The organism is Paenibacillus sp. FSL K6-1330 (genome assembly GCF_037976825.1).
GTDB lineage: Bacteria > Bacillota > Bacilli > Paenibacillales > Paenibacillaceae > Paenibacillus_AQ.
The window spans coordinates 1,582,852-1,598,971 of the sequence record NZ_CP150269.1 but is presented as its reverse complement, the minus strand read 5'-3'; the positions used below and the strand labels follow the sequence as shown (position 1 = coordinate 1,598,971).

Genomic DNA, 16,120 nt, shown 5'->3' with positions numbered 1-16,120 from the left:
CTTATGGGGGGGACAGAAGCAGCAAGACCAAACAGACTCATAGGTTTGATAAGCAGCACATACAGTAAGATCCTTCTGAATCCTTCTTATAGATACTTACTATTATTATTGGGAGCGCCCGTGAATCTCGTGGTCTTCCTATTTTATTTGGTTCAGAGAAAGAAGGATGACTACACAGCGGCGGAGAACCGCATACGCAGCGAGATGCTGGCTGCCGGATATCTGGAGGCCCTTCGCTCCGAGATTATGGAGCAGCAGAAACGCAAACACGACTTTTTCAAGCAAAAAGTCAATGAGGGTCAGCTCCGGCAGGAAGTCGACAAGATCGTAGAAGCAAGGTTCCATGAAGTCCTTAAGGAACGGACTGCCAAGGAACTGAAGCTGAACAACCGGAAACGGTTGACCATGGCGGATACGTTTGGTTCTCTCATCGAGAATCCGTTGTTCTTCATTATATCACTTATTCCAGGCTTGCTGATGTACATCCTTATTTTTTTGTACAGCAATCCTTACCTGAAATATATTATGGAGAGACTCGTGATGACGGTCTTCGTTATCTTTGGGGTAGCCGTGCTCGTCTTTACGATTCTCCACTTATCGCCGTTCAACCCTGCAGCCAACATCCTGGGCGAGACGGCAACGCCGGAACAGATCGCGGCTTTTAACAAAATGCACGGTCTAGACCAAGGGTACCTGGCCCAGCTGTGGAACAATATTAAAGGAATCGCCTATTTCGATCTTGGCAAATCCTTCTCTGGCAACGAAGAGATCACCTCAAGCATCGCCAGAAAGTTCCCGATCACACTGACGCTCACGGTCATTTCCCTGATCATTGCGATTGCGATCGCATTGCCAATCGGGATTATCTCGGCTACGAGACCGAATTCATTCTTTGACTATACCTTTATGTTCGTGGCTCTGCTTGGGCTGTCCATTCCGAACTTCTGGCAGGGACTGATCTTCATCCTGAATTTCTCGATCAAGCTGCATTGGCTGCCCGCCACCTTTAATCCGGAGAATTGGTTGTCCATGATCATGCCAGTGATTGTGCTCGGCACAGGACTTACTGCTTCGGTAGCGAGAATGACGCGCTCCTCTACCCTGGAGGTTATTAATGAAGATTACATGATCACAGCCAGAGCGAAGGGGCTCAGCAAGGGCACCATCCTGATGAAGCATGCTGTCCGCAACGCCATCATTCCGATCATTACCGTCATTGGACTTCAGTTCGGCGGGATGCTTGGCGGTTCTGCCGTTACAGAGAAGGTGTTCAACATCAGCGGTATCGGCAGCTACATCGTCGATAAACAATTCATCCCTGACATCCCGGCCATTATGGGCGGCGTGGTATACACCGCCATTACCATATCGCTGGTGAACGTCATCATTGATATCTTGTACGCGTTCTTCGATCCACGGATCAGGTCCAAGATGAAACAATACTAAAGCAGGTGTACTCATGATCAAGAAGCTTCTTTCTAAACAAGAAACCAAACACCAGCTGAAATCCTCACACGAGTACAGTCAAGCCAGCTTCACATGGGTTATTTCTTTGACCTTAACGGTGATCCTGCTTCTGAACAGCTTTGATTTCACTGGGGGAACCATCAAACCGTGGGTGTTCACCGCCTTTGCGGTATATGCATTGTTTACCATCATTCAGATCATCATCACGCTGTTGATCCGAAGAGACCTTCAAAGCCAGGGAGAAATCCGGCGCTCGACGAGGATCCTGGGATACATTCAGCTGCTGAGCATCGTCACAGGAAATCTGTTTACCGTCACGTTCGGTTTCAATCTGATTAAAAAACAGAAGCCTCCTGAATATACGATTGCCGTCTACATGCTGTTAACCCAGCTGTTTGTTATCGCGGTATCGGCACTGAATCTGTTCAAGCCTTACGTCTCGAATACATTCCTGCCGGCGATGGCCGCGCTTCTGATTATTGCAGTCATTCAACTGGTCGCGCTTATACTCGTTGCCCGATATGTAACAACGAATTATGCACATCCCAAAATGGCCTGGCTTGCCTTTCCGGTCATTCTGACTGCAGTGACGGGTAATATTTTTGCCCTGGTGCTCGGCATCAACCTGCTAGCGAAGATACGCAAGAACGGCAATCCGGCGATGACTCGCTGGGGCGACGTGTGGGTGAAGCTTACCGCTAACTCCACGGCCATGTCCGGACTGTTCTTTGTGATCTTCCTGTTCTGTCTGTCGGTAAGCAGCCTGTTTACTTTCGATTACAGCATCGCAATTGATAACAACTACAGTGCCATCCTGCAGCCGCCAAGCCTTGTGTACCCCTTCGGTACGGACAACTTCGGCCGGGATTTGTTCTCCCGAATTGTGTTCGGGGCCCGAATCTCGCTGATCGTCGGATTTGCCTCTACAGCGATCCCGGTTGTCATCGGCGGTGTTCTCGGTGCCATCTCCGGCTACTATGGCCGCCATACCGATAACATCATCATGCGTTTGCTGGATGTGCTGTACGCCATTCCGGGTATCTTACTCGCCATTGCGATCATTGCTGCATTCGGAGCCAACACCATCAACCTCATCCTGGCACTCAGCGTAGGGGCTATCCCGACATATGCGAGAACCATGAGGGCGAATGTGCTCCTGGCCTCTACCTTTGAATACGTTGATGCGGCCAGAGCTTTCGGCTCGAGCAATTTTTCGATTATATTCAAGCATATTGTTCCAAACTCGCTTGCACCCATGATTGTCAAATCTACGCTAACCATTGGTGCAGCCGTCATCTCGACGAGCAGCTTGAGTTATCTGGGTCTCGGCGTTGAGCCGCACATCCCGGAATGGGGTAATATCCTTAAGATCGGAAGCACGTATCTTGAGACACATTCCTACTTGGCCATTTATCCGGGTCTCGCGATCATCGCGCTTGTCCTGTCCTTCAACTTCCTTGGCGACGGACTGCGGGATGCCCTAGATCCTAAGCTGGATTAATGAGCTTCAGTGCCCATGGCACACTAACTAATGGTTTCAAAAGTATTTTATATATATACAACTCAGGAGGGTATCACAAATGAAAAAGAGTTCCTTGCTGTTACTGTTCCTCTCGCTAGTCATTGTACTGGCTGGATGCAACGTAACAACCAAAGATGATGCACAGCAAAATCAGCAAGAACCATCGGATACAGCTACAGATACATCCGCTGTAAATATTGAACTGCTTGGCATGAGCTCTAACGAATCCGATGTCAACATCATTCGCGACCAGCTCACAAAGAACGGCTTCAACGTGAAGCTGAATCTGCAGCCGGATTACGGCAGCTACAAGGCACAGCAAGATGCCGGAAATTACGACATCGCGCTGTCCAGCTGGACAACCGTTACGGGTAACCCTGACTACGCTGTACGTTCCTTGTTCAAAACGGGCGGCGACTACAGCATCATGTCCGACGAAGAAGTGGACAAACTGATCGACCAAGCGGCAACACAAACGCCTGAGGACGCTGCCGAAACCTACAAACAGCTTGAACAGCGTCTCGTTACGGACAAAGCTTACATCGCGCCATTGTACATTTCCCTGAAGAGCCAAGCGTTCAACAAGGATGTGCTGGACGAAAACTCCGTCCGTCTCTCGAAATCCCGTTCCCTTCCTTGGGAAGCTGTTGATTTCAAAGACCAATCCAAGCGTGCTACGCAGCCGCTGATTCTGTCCCAATCGATCTCTGAACTGACTTCTCTTGATCCAATCAAGGGTAACGATGGTTCCATCAATATCATCAACACCAACATGAACGTACGTCTGATCAACCTGACCGATGATGACAAGATCACATCCGAAGGATCGCTGTCTTATAACCATGCCATTGGCGAAGGCAACTCGGAGTACTACTTCATTCTTAGAGACGATATTGACTTTGCGAAAATCACAAATAAAAAGGCTGAAGATTCCGGCGAGCGCGTAGGCGCTGACGATGTCATCTTCTCCATGAACAGAGCCAAAGACAAAAATTCGGTACCTGATCATCGCACCTACACGCTTCACGAGCATATCAACACGGTTGAAGCTGTAACCGATCTGAGCACACTGGAGAACACTAAAGTGTCCGGTGGCAGCGAAAGCATCAAGGATGCACTGGAAGCTGGTTTGGATACCAAGATCACTTCCCTTGTCGACGACAAGAATCAAGCAAGCACGAAAGATGGTAAATACCAAGTCATTAAATTGACGACCACCGAGCCGTTCCCGCAAGTGTTGAACTACCTGGCTCACCAATCGGCCGGTATCGTATCGAAGAAACAAGTGGAATCCATCAACACATATGATGTTGAGAAATTCGATGTGAACAAAGACATCCCTTACGGCGACCAAAACACGGTAACCGAAGGCGACAAATACAACAACACGCTGTATGCCAGCGGTCCTTACATTCTGTCTTCCAAAACTGACTATGAAGCGACCTTCTACAAAAACCCTGGCTATATGAAGGGTACCGAGCACGAACCGAAAATCGAACAAGTGAAAGTTCGCTTTATCAAAGATGCGGACAGCACGCTCTCCGCACTGCGTAGCGGCGAAATTCACCTGTACTACGGCGTGCCTGAAACGAAATACGATGTGGTTAAAGGCGACAGTAAGCTGAAGCTGCAAACCATCGAAAGTAACGCCGTATCCTACTTGCTGTTCAACACGAAAAACCGTGATGTGGCAACAAGCGATGATTTGAGAAGAGCGGTGCTCTACTCCATCAACCAGGATGAAATCCTGACTTACTACAACAACAACAAAATTAAAGCTTACTCCACTGTCAGCCCAATCGTTAAAACCGGCAACGAGCTGGTTGCCGATCCAGCGAAGGTGAAGGAATACTTGAGCGCATATAAAGCGAGCAAGTAAAAAAAGAGGACGACATTAGCGAAAAGCTGATGTCGTCTTTTTTGATGCGAGCTTTATATGCGCCACGTTAAAATTATGGCTCCCATAGCATTGCTATGTTCGCAGGTAGACCCTTTGCATCGCTCCGGCTGTTTTTTTCATCGCTCCGCATGCGGATGTTTCTTCCGATCTCTGTTGCCCCCAGATTTCTATGAATGAATGGGCCAGAGTAGAAATCCGGGGGCAAAGGAGACCGCTTCGCTTCTCCAGAATCATTCCGCCTTCTCCGCTGGAGCACTACCTTAAGTAGTCCGTTGTTAGCTCATGCTTCGATACATCTCACATTAGCCATAAAAAGGGACGAACGATAGCCGCGGCGCAGCTACTCTCGCCTTTTTTGGGGAGGGGGAGTGAGAGGAAGCCGCCCCCTGTAATTAACATGTACAGGGGGGCTTTCCAAGATTGAAGACTTAGATTATATACGCTTGATATCATCTACAAGCTCGGGCAAGCCCTCGCAGAAATAGTGATCGTCGCCCTCGTATTCTCGGGTGACAGCTTGGGGGAGTTGCTTCGCGTAGTGCTGAGCGTGCGCGAAAGGCACCACGGGATCGTGGCGGCTGTGGTACAGGTACAGACTTGATATGCGAGGCAGCATGGTGGCGAAAGAATCAGGCAATCTAAAATCTTCACTCTGCCACTTATCGTCTTTGCCCCAGTAGGGGGCTGCGATCAAGAACAGTCCGGAGACTGTTCGCCTGCAGCCTTCTTCCGACAGAAATTTTAGCAACACCGAGCCGCCCAGGGAATGGCCTATGAGGAGAACCTCCTCATCCAATGCCTCGATTTCATTAGCGATTTGCGCTTTCCACAGAGCGTAATCCGGATCCGGCATGGCCGGGGATGAGACATGATAAACTTCCCCGAGCTGTTCTTTTAGATCTGCGATTAAGTCACAGCTGCCTTGGTCTATACCTTGAGGGCCGGCACTATGGATGAACAAAACTTGCTTTTTCATGTTTAGTCTCCTTCCCGATCTTTGCTTAAGGGTATGGACATATCTCAACAGAATGTCTACCAATCTAGGGTAATCGATAGTAGAGTGCTGGACTTCTTTTCATTTGCTGACATTTAGCCGGAATCGGACACCCTATACATGCCCTCATCACATGGAGATGAAGATACCCCTAGGTTACTGTTGCTTATAATCAAACCATCGAAGATTGGTTTCTCTATAAGCCGCACAGTTCCTCGCTCACAGCGCGGAATTATTTGAAAAAGCAGTCAAAGTCAAAGAATATCCTGCATTTTCTTGTTTTCATTTTTACAAAGCAAAAGCTGCCCTCTGGTTATGTTCAGACCAGTAGGGCAGCTCTTCCCTTGTTAACAATAAAATAATATTACGGTCTCTCCACAAGCAGCGTTTCCCATTGCAAGCCTTCTCCGGTGATTTCAATCCGCAGGTCGGAGATGCTCTTCAGTGCCTCCTCGCGTCGTGTCTCAAGGGTGATCACCGTTTCCTTGTATAGCTCGCCTATCTTCTTCTGCGTACCGCTTGCCATTTTCGTTATTTCGGATTTTCTTGCAGCATTACCCTTGGAGATCGCGGTTGTCTGTTCCTTAAACAGCTTGCTGTATTGACTCTTAGCTGTTGCTTTGCTGATTTTCCCCTGTTTGTACTTCCACATCGGACTGTTCAGGTACGACGTACTGGATCCGTTACGAAGCTTCCACATCGGGCTGTTCAAATAGCTTTCACTGACCATTTTGCTGAATTTCCATGCGGAACTGTTCAAATAGCTCGGGGTGATCGTCTTCTTGTATGTCCACATCAAGCTGTTCAAATAATCCTCGTTCATTGCTTTGCTCAGCTTCCATAGGGTACTGTTCAAATAATCCCGGTCTGCGGCTTTTGCATACTTCCACATCGGACTGTTTAAATAACTTGGATTGATGAACCGTTCATATTGTGTCAGCTTCTCCTTTAAATCACGGTTCCCTTCATACTTCAGCTTCAGCTGATCCAGATCTGCTTGAAGCTTCTCGTCCCACTGCTTTTGATCCTCCAGCACTTTTTTCTCCAGCTGATCCAGGGACGCATGGCTCGCATCATAAAACACCTGATATTTCTTGTCTACTTGTTTCTGGTAATTGTTATACGCATTTACCGTCTTCTTGTTATAGGATTTATACTCGCTCCATACTTGATTCATCCATTTCTGATCCGCTGCGTGAACCGTTGTTTGCGGAAATAGGACCGAGACTGCAAGCAAAAGGCTGCATAGGGTCAATACGGATTTTCGCACCAATCTCATCGAATTTCGCCCCTCTTCTATAGATAGTAAACAAGGGATATTTTACCTAATGGCTTGGTATCTTCCAATAGGAATTCCGAACCCCTAACTTTTAGACTATAGCCTGCTTGCTCCGAGTCAATTATTTCATGGTACATCGTACTCCATTCCCTAGCTCTTTCGCGAAAAACATGCCTTTCTTTCGCAAATCCATTTTTCAAAGTGAAGGATATATGCACTTCCTTAGTCCTGTAGTCACTAAGTATCGATTAAGTTAGTTAGCTAGTTATAACAGCCCATCTTTGACCAGAAGCGCTTTCAGACGCTTGACCGGTCGAAAAACACACTTATACAATGTATTTTGTAGTATTTTAGCAAATTATAGATGGAGGATTGCAGATGTTGAAGTTCAGGGCACTATGTGCGCCTATACTCCTGGTTGTCTCTTTATTCGTTGGGGCTGGCAGCGCTTCCGCCGGGGTTACGTTTCGGGATATCGATAACCACTGGGCAAAAACGACCATCGAATGGGGCGTCGACAAAGGGATTGTCAACGGCTATGCCAACGGAATGTTCATGCCCAATCAAAATGTGACCGAGGCCGAATTCATCCGCATGCTGGTTGTCGGCATCACAGGCAAAGACCTGCAGGAGAACTATTGACCGAACTATGGTCGGATAAATATTATCATTTTCTGCACTTCAAGAACTATCCTGTACACGGATTCACTGACAAAACCAAGCGGAGCCAATACATAACGCGGGGCCATGTGGCCGAGCTGATATCCAGCGCCGATGGCGTGAACTACGATGGAAATCAAGCGGTTCAATATGTTCTGGGCAAAAAGTACGCGCAGGGCCGGATTAAGGGCGAAAATACGATTGAAGGGTATGTAGGCAGCGGCACCATCACGCGCGCCGAAGTGCTTCAGCTGATCAAGAACCTGACCGATCGTGGAATGTCGAACCTATATGATCGCCCCACCGTGCCAAGTGCGGAGGCCATGCTTCCGAAGCTGCCAACGCCTTGGGATGTGTACCGGGATGAGATGTATCTCGTGATTCGTCAGAAGGTATTCTCGAACTACAGCGGCTACAGGATCTATGACGACGGGTTAAACAAAATAGTCATGACCAGCACGAAGCAAACCGGCGAAACGGATTATGCCGTGTCCGTTCAATTCGAGCCGCAGATTATGCAGTTCAGCGGAATCGCGCTATCCAATGCCACCGATAAAACGCAGCGCAGCATGCTGATCGAGCTCCTCCAACTGTATGGATTCCAAGTCGATTCCTCCTTCCTCGCGAAGATAGACTCCGCCGAGAAAAACAAGAAGGTGATCGAGTTGAAGGTAAGCGGCAAGACACTCGTTATCGATCCGCTAGTGGCAAGCCCCGCCGGGCATGTCCATATCTACTATAAGTGGTGGGATGGAACGCGGGCGTAATTTAGGAAACTGGATTTGCTATAATTGAAAAAGGGCCCTGACGGCATATCGTCAGGGCCCTTTTTATTAGGTATAGAATCTATTTCTACGCTTCAACTTCGGTTGAGATATTCCAATTTACGCCATATTTGTCCTCAACGATCCCGTAGGCCGGGCTCCAGAAGGTTTCCTGCAGCGGCATAACCACCTTGCCACCCTCCTGCAGTGCTTCATATACCTGCTTTGCACGCTCGGCTGCATCGGTCATGATGCAGATCTGGACCTGATTGCTGGATTGGACCGGTTGCCCGGGAAACGTATCGGATAACATCAAAACCGTCTCTCCGACGATAAGATTTGCGTGGGATACCCGATCCCGCGCGCTCTCCGGCAGCGGAAAGTCCGGGTTAGCCGGCATCTCGCCGAAAGTCTGAACCATGACGACTTTGGCGTCCAAAGCCTTCTCATAGAATTGAATAGCTTCCTTAGCGTTCCCGTCCATAAAGAGATACGGATTCATTCGAAGTGTCATGTGATCGTTAACCACCTTTTTTTCATATTATCAAAGATAACTCCTATTATCTCCCACTGTGGACACTTTAGTAAAATATGACGGAAATCTAAATTGGAAAAATACTTACCGTTATTTCCATCCATACAGAAGTGTGAAGTCGGCGGTTATCTCCATCTCTCCACCTGACATCCGTTCAATAACCTCAGACGAAACGCTCCAGGATAACGGCGTCATATGAATCAATTGCTTCATCTGCTCGGAATCCAGAACGACGCGATACCGAATTTCTTCGAACTCGATCCGTTCAAAGTGACGGCTGAACAGCTCCATGGTGCCGTCATTGGAATACGTCTCTTTACCTGTACCTGTATAGAACAAAGCTCGAAGCTCCTGCAAATACAGGCTCCCCGGAATTACCTTCACCAACATTCCGTCACTCGTAAGCAGTCGCCTGAACTCCGAATAATTGGAAGGAGACAGAATATTCAAAATGTAATTAAACTGTTCGTCTGCAAACGGGCACTGAGACAGGTCGGCCACGCACCACATAGGGTCCGAATATGTCTTGGCAGCCAATACGACTCCCTCTTTGGCAATATCCATGCCCACACCAATAACGTTAGGCTCATGCCCCTGCTCCTGTAGGTTATGTCCAATTGCCGAGAGATGGGAGCCTTCCCCGCATCCTGCATCGAGCAGTCTCAGAGGCCTGCCAGATTCCGACAGCTTCTGTTTCTGCATCCGGATCAGACGATTCGAAATTCCTTCAATCATCGGGCCAAAGAACCCGCTGCTGTTAATCATTTTTCGTGCCTCAAACAAAGCCTTATCATATTTAGTTTTGGCTCTATGGGATAGCAGGTTGACGTACCCCTGTCTGGATATATCATAGCTATGGAGCTTCTCGCACACCAAGTTTGCCAGCTGTTGAACCTTCATAGAACTGCCGCAAATCGGGCATTTAAACATCTTCTCATGTTTCGATAGCCATTGTGCTTTTTTTAATAACCTTTCATTTCTGGACACAGCAAAATCACCCTTTCATTCGATCATACGCAATGAAAAAGGCACAGAAAAATAAACTCAAGCCGCAATCACAAAAAAAGGGCCGAGCCTACTTGAATCTGTACCTCACATTATCGTAAGCGAATGAAATGGATCATGAGAACGAACACACTCCTAGTATCAATCAATTCGGGCAAGAGAACTGCCCAATTCCAATTGTAACACGCTGAGAAGTGTTGTAAACCTAATGTGCAGCTTAGCAAAATATATCAAGAAAAAGGCAGCCCTGTGCGGTATGATGTTTACCCGAGGCTGAATATACTTTTATTTCCCAAATTGACTAATATTAAAATCAAAATGACATATATATATTGCAAAAAGACGTAAATACTATTACAATCCATGTATCAAGAAATCTAAGGAACGATTGTTAACCAAAATGGAAGGAATGATGAGTGTGAATTGGTTCAAGAAGAGCACGGTTGAGGATGAGCGTATCGTCAATCTGAAGAACAAGTTATATAAAGAGGTGTATACCTTGATCATGATCATTTGCAGCATTTCCGTCATTATTAAATCTTTTGCGCTGCCCCGAACGGAATCTGTATGGCTGGAAATGCTGATCATGCTGGGAGGAAGCATATATTTCGGCATCCGCAGTGTAGCGATGGGAATTTATTCGGATGAAGTGGAGGTCCATGACCAGCGAAGCAAAGTTTCATTCAGTAAGCGTACAGCGATATGGGGACTCGTTATCGGTATCGCACTTGCTCTTTTTTTCGGTATCCGCAGCGCCATTCTGTTTGGCAATAACAGCAGTGCGACCGAGATCAAATACTTCTTTATCGTTTTCTTCGTCTCACTGATCATCTATATCCCCCTCTTTGTTGGAGTGAATTTGATGATCCACTATGGTGCCAACAAGGTGAGCCAGAAAATGTCGCAGAACGATCCGTTCGACTCGTAGAAAGGGATATCAGGGTGACTGCCGTATGAAAAACATCAAACTGAAGATGGCCCGGGTTGAGAAGGATCTATCGCAAGAAGAATTAGCCCAGATCGTGGGTGTCTCCAGACAAACCATTGGTCTGATCGAGTTAGGTAAATATAATCCGTCCCTCAGTCTGTGCGTTGCCATATGCAAAGCGCTATCTCGTACTCTTAATGATCTGTTCTGGGAAGAGGACTAAGGCTAATACAGCAGTGCAGTTCTCCAGCAAAATCACGGTAACTATGTCTATATTAAGGAGGTGATGCTGTGTTTCCCAAGGTAACCATGACAATATCTTTTTTTGCTATACGTCCATTCAATTAGAAAATCATACAACAAATCATCTAAGGAGTGATCCTGCATGCCGCTACATAACGCTAGAAAAGCATTCACCGTGTTTCTGCTCACCGCTTCCCTTGTGGGGACATCCCTAATCCCTGCCGGAAAAATTTACGCTTCCACCCCGGATTCCATCCAAGGTCAGGTTACAGAAGTGAAAACGGCCCGAACCTCTGACGAAAAGATTGCCAAGTGGGAGGACTGGGCTAAAGACCACGTATACCGATTGGATACGATTCAGCCCGCCGACACGGCGGGCGGTCCAAACCAATATAAGGATCTGGCAATGCTAAAACCATTGCTGCAAGATAAACGTTTTGTGTTCCTCGGCGAGAGCTCCCACGGCGTTGCCGAGTTCAATCTGGCCAAGACTCGTTTAATCCAGTTCCTGCATCAGGAAATGGGCTATAACGTGCTTGCCTTCGAAAGCGGACTCAGCAATACTTCTTTGGCATATGGTAAAGCAGGACAACAGAGTCCCGTGTCGACCATGAAGGATTCCATCTTCGGTGTCTGGTGGTCCAAGGAAGTTTTGCCGTTGTTCGACTACATGAAAACAGCACAAAAGAGCAAGCAGCCGCTCGTGCTGACCGGTTTTGACATGCAGATGCAGCACCCACTGTTGGATGGGCAATGGCTGCAGGATCAGACCATGGCTAAGCGCCTTGCGGAAGCTGAGAAGAAATTGTCAGACTACTCTCTTGGTACGGATCTTGCCGCTTATCGCAAAGAGAAAAGTCAGCTGATCCAAGTATACAAGGATGCTATAAAATCCTTAAAGATGGAGGCAAACGAGGCTCATTTGAAGCAGCTATATCCGGATAACCCCAAGCTGTCCTTGCTGCTTGAAAGAAGTTTGAACGACCGGATTCGGGTAGCCCGGGAGTATGTGGAGCTCTCCATTAAATCAACCCTCGGCATGGAAAGCGGGGATTATGCACCGTTCCTGGAATCGATGGAATGGCGGGATCAGGCGATGCACGATAATCTCATGTGGCTGGCTACCGAAGTCTATCCAACGGAGAAATTCATCGTCTGGGGACATAACGACCACATCCGCAAGGCTCAAACCGAGGTCATGGGTACGCCATATCCGGTTACTCTAATGGGAGAAAAACTCTCGGACGAAATGAAAAAATACAGTTACGTACTCGGCTTGTATCCGGCCAGCGGACAAACCGCAGATAATATGGGCAATGTGCATGACGTTCTGCCGGCAGAACCAGGCTCCATTGAATCGATCCTGTCGGCCGCGGGTGCGCCGTATACCTTCGTTGATTTGCGATACCAGAAGCGTGAGGCGGGTAACTCCTGGATGTTCGAGCCGCGTTTTGCCTACAGCTGGGGCATGATCCCCGAAAGTCTGATTGCCCGTGATCAATACGATGGTATTCTGCTTATTGATGACGTAAACCCGCCGCAATATATGAGATCCTCCGCTTCATCCAAGGCTTCTGTACCTGCTGAAGAATAAATAAGTGCTATCATTCTTCTTTGTTATATAAAAAACTTGAATAGGTTAACATGCCAAGCATCCTCTTATGGTCTGCTTCAAGGGTCGTAAAAGCTGTGAACTCTTGCAAAGGACGAGTATGGGGATGCTTGTTTTTTTCTTAAGCTCTGTTCTTGCATGATTATTTTATCGAGATGTTCCCCGAGGAGGTTTTGAGCTTCACCTCATGCTTGCCATGACCGGATCGCCCTTCCGTCTTCCGATTGCTCTCCTTCCTGTCCTGGAGCAGAACGGCAATGGACCGATGTCCGCTTCCGGATTGCAGCATCCATGTCACATCAGGTGTTTCTTCATCCAGCTGGATGTTCACGTTTCCACTTGTCGCCGATACCTCCACATCGTTATTCAAACGGGTGAACGCAAGTGAGATATTCCCGCTTTTCCCCTTCACCTCGAGGCTATGATTTTGCAACCCAGTTCCCGTTACTTTGCCGGAAGAACCATCAATTACGACCTTCCCTGCATAGTCCGCAGGAATTCTCACACTAAGCTGCGGCATCCTGCCGATATTCAACATCCGCGTGATGTCGTTATCTAAACGAATCTTTACCCGATTGCCATCCTGATCAACAACAGCCCCAGCGGACTTGGTGTTTCTGAGCAGCGAAACTTCCAATGCTTCCACATTCGCTGTCTCGACGAACAAGGTCGTGCTGCCATGGTCAATCTCCAGCACTTCAACCTCCTCAAGCGTTACGCGTTGAAGAGCCTCCTCTTCGTCCGTGGAATTGCATGCACTGAGCAATAACACGCATAGGACACATAGAATTGCAGCTGCGTATCGTTTCATATCTTTCTAACACCCCTTTTCAACTTTGAAACCATTGTACAAGATGACGTTGCGTCACTTTCAATTGAAATTATATTTATATATAAGATAAAAAAAGGGATGGCAGTTGCCATCCCATCAATCATCGAATCGAATATCATTTTAACGAACAACTATTTTATCTTTTTCAACTTGGATTACTTGCGTATTGGAAATAGGCACGAGATTTAATTTAGAATTGTAGTGAGCCATTAAATCAGAAGCTGCGTCTTTAAAAGGTTCGTTGTTATAATGCGGAACAGGATAAACATTTATGAAGTTTAAACCCTCGAACGATTTCAATGTAGTGGCTTTACCTATATCATCCATGAATTTTACATACTCTATATCGGGAGATGTTATTATAGATCCCGCTGATTCTCCAATATACAATTTTCCCGAATGAACTTGCTCTGTTATGATCTTGTCTGCCCCTGATTTCCGCAGCTCTTGTAACAAGTAGAACGTATTTCCACCAGATACGTAGATAAAATCATTTCGTTCTAGCTTTTCTTTGATTTCCTGCAATGGAGCTGCAGAAATATCAAGCTCTTCAACGACGACTCCCAACTTTTCGAATGCTTCTTTTGCTGTATAAATATAGTGGGTGATTTCTTCTGGAATACTCGCAGTAGGAATAAACGTTAAACTCCTGCCTTTCAGATCATCAGCAACGAATTCTCTAAAAAGATCAGCAACATCTTTAAACGAAGATGTTAAAAACATATTCAGCATCTTTACTTCTCCTTTAATTATCGCTGGATATCCGTGCTTTAACTTTAATATAAATCGAACATGCTCACTTCATAACCCTGGGCTTTCAGGTAATTGAACATTTGCGCCCGATGATGCTGGGCATGCGTGACGATTTCAATCAGCCACTTGGCTTGCGTTGAACCTTGCTCCAAATAGAAGGGTTTAGTTTTCTTTTGCATAAATTCTTCATCCGTCAACCCATTCATGTATGACTTTACATCCGCAAGTCCCTTCGTCATCCAGGAAATCAGCTTGTCCTTGTCTACGCCGTCTGCAGCAATGCTTGCCTCCAGCTCCCGGATCTCCGCTTCACTCTTCTCTTGCAGAATCAATAAATCGGTAGCAGGTACCGAAACGAGATGGTAAACCAGCTCCTGAAGCGACCTCATATTGTGGGCAGGTCTGTAATCCCAGTGTTCTGGCGAAATTTTGCCGATCAGATTCGAACTGGTTCTAACGATAAGCTCCAGTTCCTCAAATAACAACTGCTTCATTTCATTCAATTGACTCACGTTTCATCACTCCATTTTTTAGTTATAAGGGGTCTCTGGGTTCTACAGCCAGTATAGCGTATAATGGTGACAACTATTGTCATAGTCATCAAACGATACGGAGCTGATCTTATGTCCAAATCCAAACGTCTCATGGAGCTGATGATGACCGTGAACCGGATGCGGAAATTCACGGTAAGGGAATTGGCCGATCAATTCGGCGTGTCCTCTCGCACGATCTTGCGGGACCTGCAGGAGCTAAGCGAGCTGGGCGTTCCACTTTATTCCGAGGTAGGACCGCACGGTGGATATCAGGTTCTGAAGGAACGAATTCTTCCGCCAATCGCTTTTAGCGAGGAAGAAGCCGTCGCGATGTTTTTTGCCAGCCACGCCCTGCGTCACTATCTATTTCTTCCCTTTGAAGCCGAGTCCTCTACCGCACTTCAAAAATTTTATTATTACATGCCCGGGGATGTGCGCGACCGGATTGACCAGATGAAGAACCGGGTGGATTTTTTGACGCATACAAGGCAGCAGAAGGTTGAATCTCTCGGCGTTCTTCTGGATGCCGCTGTCGACCAGCGGGTCGTAACGGTGTTATACGAGAGCAGGGAAGGCTATGCCGAGCGGAGTATCCAGCCCGTGGGCATTTATGCAAGCAATGGCTTCTGGTATTGTCCCGCTTATTGTTTTCTGCGCGATGATTTTCGCCTGTTCCGCTGTGACCGCATGAAGTCCGTGGCCTATGATACAACCGGAATCGAGCCGCGGGATAACCGCCATATCCATCTGGGCAATTGGAGGGAATACGGGGCAGAGAAATCGGTCTATGTCCGGATGGTGGTTGATCTGAGCCGGGAAGGCGTTCAGCGCTGTGAATCCGAATTGTGTCCTGTTCCCCTCATTGACATGCGGCCGGATGGAAGCGGACGGCTCGATCAGAATGTCCCTGCGAGCGAGCTTTTGTATTTTGCTAAATTTTTTATCGGATTAGGAAATGAAGCCACCGTGAAGGAGCCGCAGGAGCTGGTGAATCGCATTAAGGGGATACTCACAGAGATGATGGCGAAATACGATTAGAGGCAGCCAACCTTATGGATTATTCAAACTCTTTCGATTAGAAAATCAATATTGA

At 47.2% G+C, this 16,120-nt stretch carries 16 protein-coding genes; 9 read left to right on the top strand and 7 right to left on the bottom strand.

Features of this window, described 5'->3' with window-relative positions; all coding sequences use genetic code 11:
- Positions 1 to 3: 3 nt before the first annotated feature.
- The 3 genes from NYE54_RS06975 (at position 4) to NYE54_RS06965 (ending at position 4,868) form a co-directional block, all read left to right on the top strand.
- Complete coding sequence (locus NYE54_RS06975; protein WP_339271065.1) at positions 4 to 1,446, top strand: ABC transporter permease; 1,443 nt, start codon at positions 4 to 6, stop codon at positions 1,444 to 1,446.
- Positions 1,447 to 1,459: 13 nt separating this feature from the next.
- Entirely contained in the window at positions 1,460 to 2,968 is a 1,509-nt protein-coding gene (locus NYE54_RS06970) for an ABC transporter permease (protein WP_339271063.1), read from the top strand.
- Positions 2,969 to 3,047: 79 nt separating this feature from the next.
- On the top strand, positions 3,048 to 4,868 hold the full coding sequence (locus NYE54_RS06965; protein ID WP_339271061.1) for an ABC transporter substrate-binding protein: 1,821 nt from the start codon (positions 3,048 to 3,050) through the stop codon (positions 4,866 to 4,868).
- Between the two features lie 454 nt (positions 4,869 to 5,322).
- On the opposite strand, the gene NYE54_RS06960 is transcribed toward NYE54_RS06965, so the two are convergent.
- Together NYE54_RS06960 and NYE54_RS06955 are read right to left on the bottom strand one after the other, a co-directional pair.
- Positions 5,323 to 5,865 carry an alpha/beta hydrolase gene (locus tag NYE54_RS06960; RefSeq protein WP_339271059.1) on the bottom strand — a complete coding sequence of 181 codons (543 nt, stop codon included), beginning with the start codon at positions 5,863 to 5,865 and terminating at the stop codon, positions 5,323 to 5,325.
- Between the two features lie 382 nt (positions 5,866 to 6,247).
- On the bottom strand, positions 6,248 to 7,162 hold the full coding sequence (locus NYE54_RS06955) for a hypothetical protein (RefSeq protein ID WP_339271057.1): 915 nt from the start codon (positions 7,160 to 7,162) through the stop codon (positions 6,248 to 6,250).
- Between the two features lie 378 nt (positions 7,163 to 7,540).
- Here NYE54_RS06955 and NYE54_RS06950 point away from each other — a divergent pair, with 378 nt between their 5' ends.
- On the top strand, positions 7,541 to 7,804 hold the full coding sequence (locus NYE54_RS06950; protein ID WP_339271055.1) for an S-layer homology domain-containing protein: 264 nt from the start codon (positions 7,541 to 7,543) through the stop codon (positions 7,802 to 7,804).
- Complete coding sequence (locus tag NYE54_RS06945; RefSeq protein WP_339271053.1) at positions 7,801 to 8,589, top strand: S-layer homology domain-containing protein; 789 nt, start codon at positions 7,801 to 7,803, stop codon at positions 8,587 to 8,589. Before NYE54_RS06950 ends, NYE54_RS06945 begins: the two co-directional genes overlap by 4 nt.
- An 85-nt stretch (positions 8,590 to 8,674) precedes the next feature.
- On the opposite strand, the gene NYE54_RS06940 is transcribed toward NYE54_RS06945, so the two are convergent.
- Together NYE54_RS06940 and NYE54_RS06935 are read right to left on the bottom strand one after the other, a co-directional pair.
- Positions 8,675 to 9,100, bottom strand: a complete 426-nt coding sequence (locus tag NYE54_RS06940; RefSeq protein WP_339271051.1) for a VOC family protein — start codon at positions 9,098 to 9,100, stop codon at positions 8,675 to 8,677.
- Between the two features lie 111 nt (positions 9,101 to 9,211).
- Positions 9,212 to 10,108: a putative RNA methyltransferase gene (locus NYE54_RS06935; protein WP_339271049.1), complete on the bottom strand. Its 897-nt coding sequence runs from the start codon at positions 10,106 to 10,108 to the stop codon at positions 9,212 to 9,214.
- A gap of 430 nt (positions 10,109 to 10,538) precedes the next feature.
- Between NYE54_RS06935 and NYE54_RS06930 the strand changes: the two genes are divergently transcribed.
- The 3 genes from NYE54_RS06930 (at position 10,539) to NYE54_RS06920 (ending at position 12,891) form a co-directional block, all read left to right on the top strand.
- Positions 10,539 to 11,054, top strand: a complete 516-nt coding sequence (locus NYE54_RS06930) for a DUF6773 family protein (RefSeq protein WP_339271047.1) — start codon at positions 10,539 to 10,541, stop codon at positions 11,052 to 11,054.
- A 25-nt stretch (positions 11,055 to 11,079) separates the two neighbouring features.
- The gene (locus tag NYE54_RS06925; protein WP_009594955.1) at positions 11,080 to 11,277 is read left to right on the top strand and encodes a helix-turn-helix transcriptional regulator; all 198 of its coding nucleotides are present in this window, start codon (positions 11,080 to 11,082) and stop codon (positions 11,275 to 11,277) included.
- Between the two features lie 162 nt (positions 11,278 to 11,439).
- The gene (locus NYE54_RS06920) at positions 11,440 to 12,891 is read left to right on the top strand and encodes an erythromycin esterase family protein (RefSeq protein WP_339271045.1); all 1,452 of its coding nucleotides are present in this window, start codon (positions 11,440 to 11,442) and stop codon (positions 12,889 to 12,891) included.
- Positions 12,892 to 13,051: 160 nt separating this feature from the next.
- Here the strand turns inward: NYE54_RS06920 and NYE54_RS06915 are convergent, their stop codons facing one another.
- The 3 genes from NYE54_RS06915 to NYE54_RS06905 form a co-directional block, all read right to left on the bottom strand.
- Complete coding sequence (locus NYE54_RS06915; RefSeq protein ID WP_076322868.1) at positions 13,052 to 13,720, bottom strand: DUF4097 family beta strand repeat-containing protein; 669 nt, start codon at positions 13,718 to 13,720, stop codon at positions 13,052 to 13,054.
- A gap of 141 nt (positions 13,721 to 13,861) precedes the next feature.
- The gene (locus tag NYE54_RS06910; protein ID WP_339271044.1) at positions 13,862 to 14,473 is read right to left on the bottom strand and encodes a Type 1 glutamine amidotransferase-like domain-containing protein; all 612 of its coding nucleotides are present in this window, start codon (positions 14,471 to 14,473) and stop codon (positions 13,862 to 13,864) included.
- 44 nt (positions 14,474 to 14,517) lie between these two features.
- Positions 14,518 to 15,006 carry a DinB family protein gene (locus NYE54_RS06905; RefSeq protein ID WP_339271042.1) on the bottom strand — a complete coding sequence of 163 codons (489 nt, stop codon included), beginning with the start codon at positions 15,004 to 15,006 and terminating at the stop codon, positions 14,518 to 14,520.
- Between the two features lie 111 nt (positions 15,007 to 15,117).
- Here NYE54_RS06905 and NYE54_RS06900 point away from each other — a divergent pair, with 111 nt between their 5' ends.
- Positions 15,118 to 16,065 carry a YafY family protein gene (locus NYE54_RS06900; protein ID WP_339271040.1) on the top strand — a complete coding sequence of 316 codons (948 nt, stop codon included), beginning with the start codon at positions 15,118 to 15,120 and terminating at the stop codon, positions 16,063 to 16,065.
- The last annotated feature ends 55 nt before the right edge of the window (positions 16,066 to 16,120 follow it).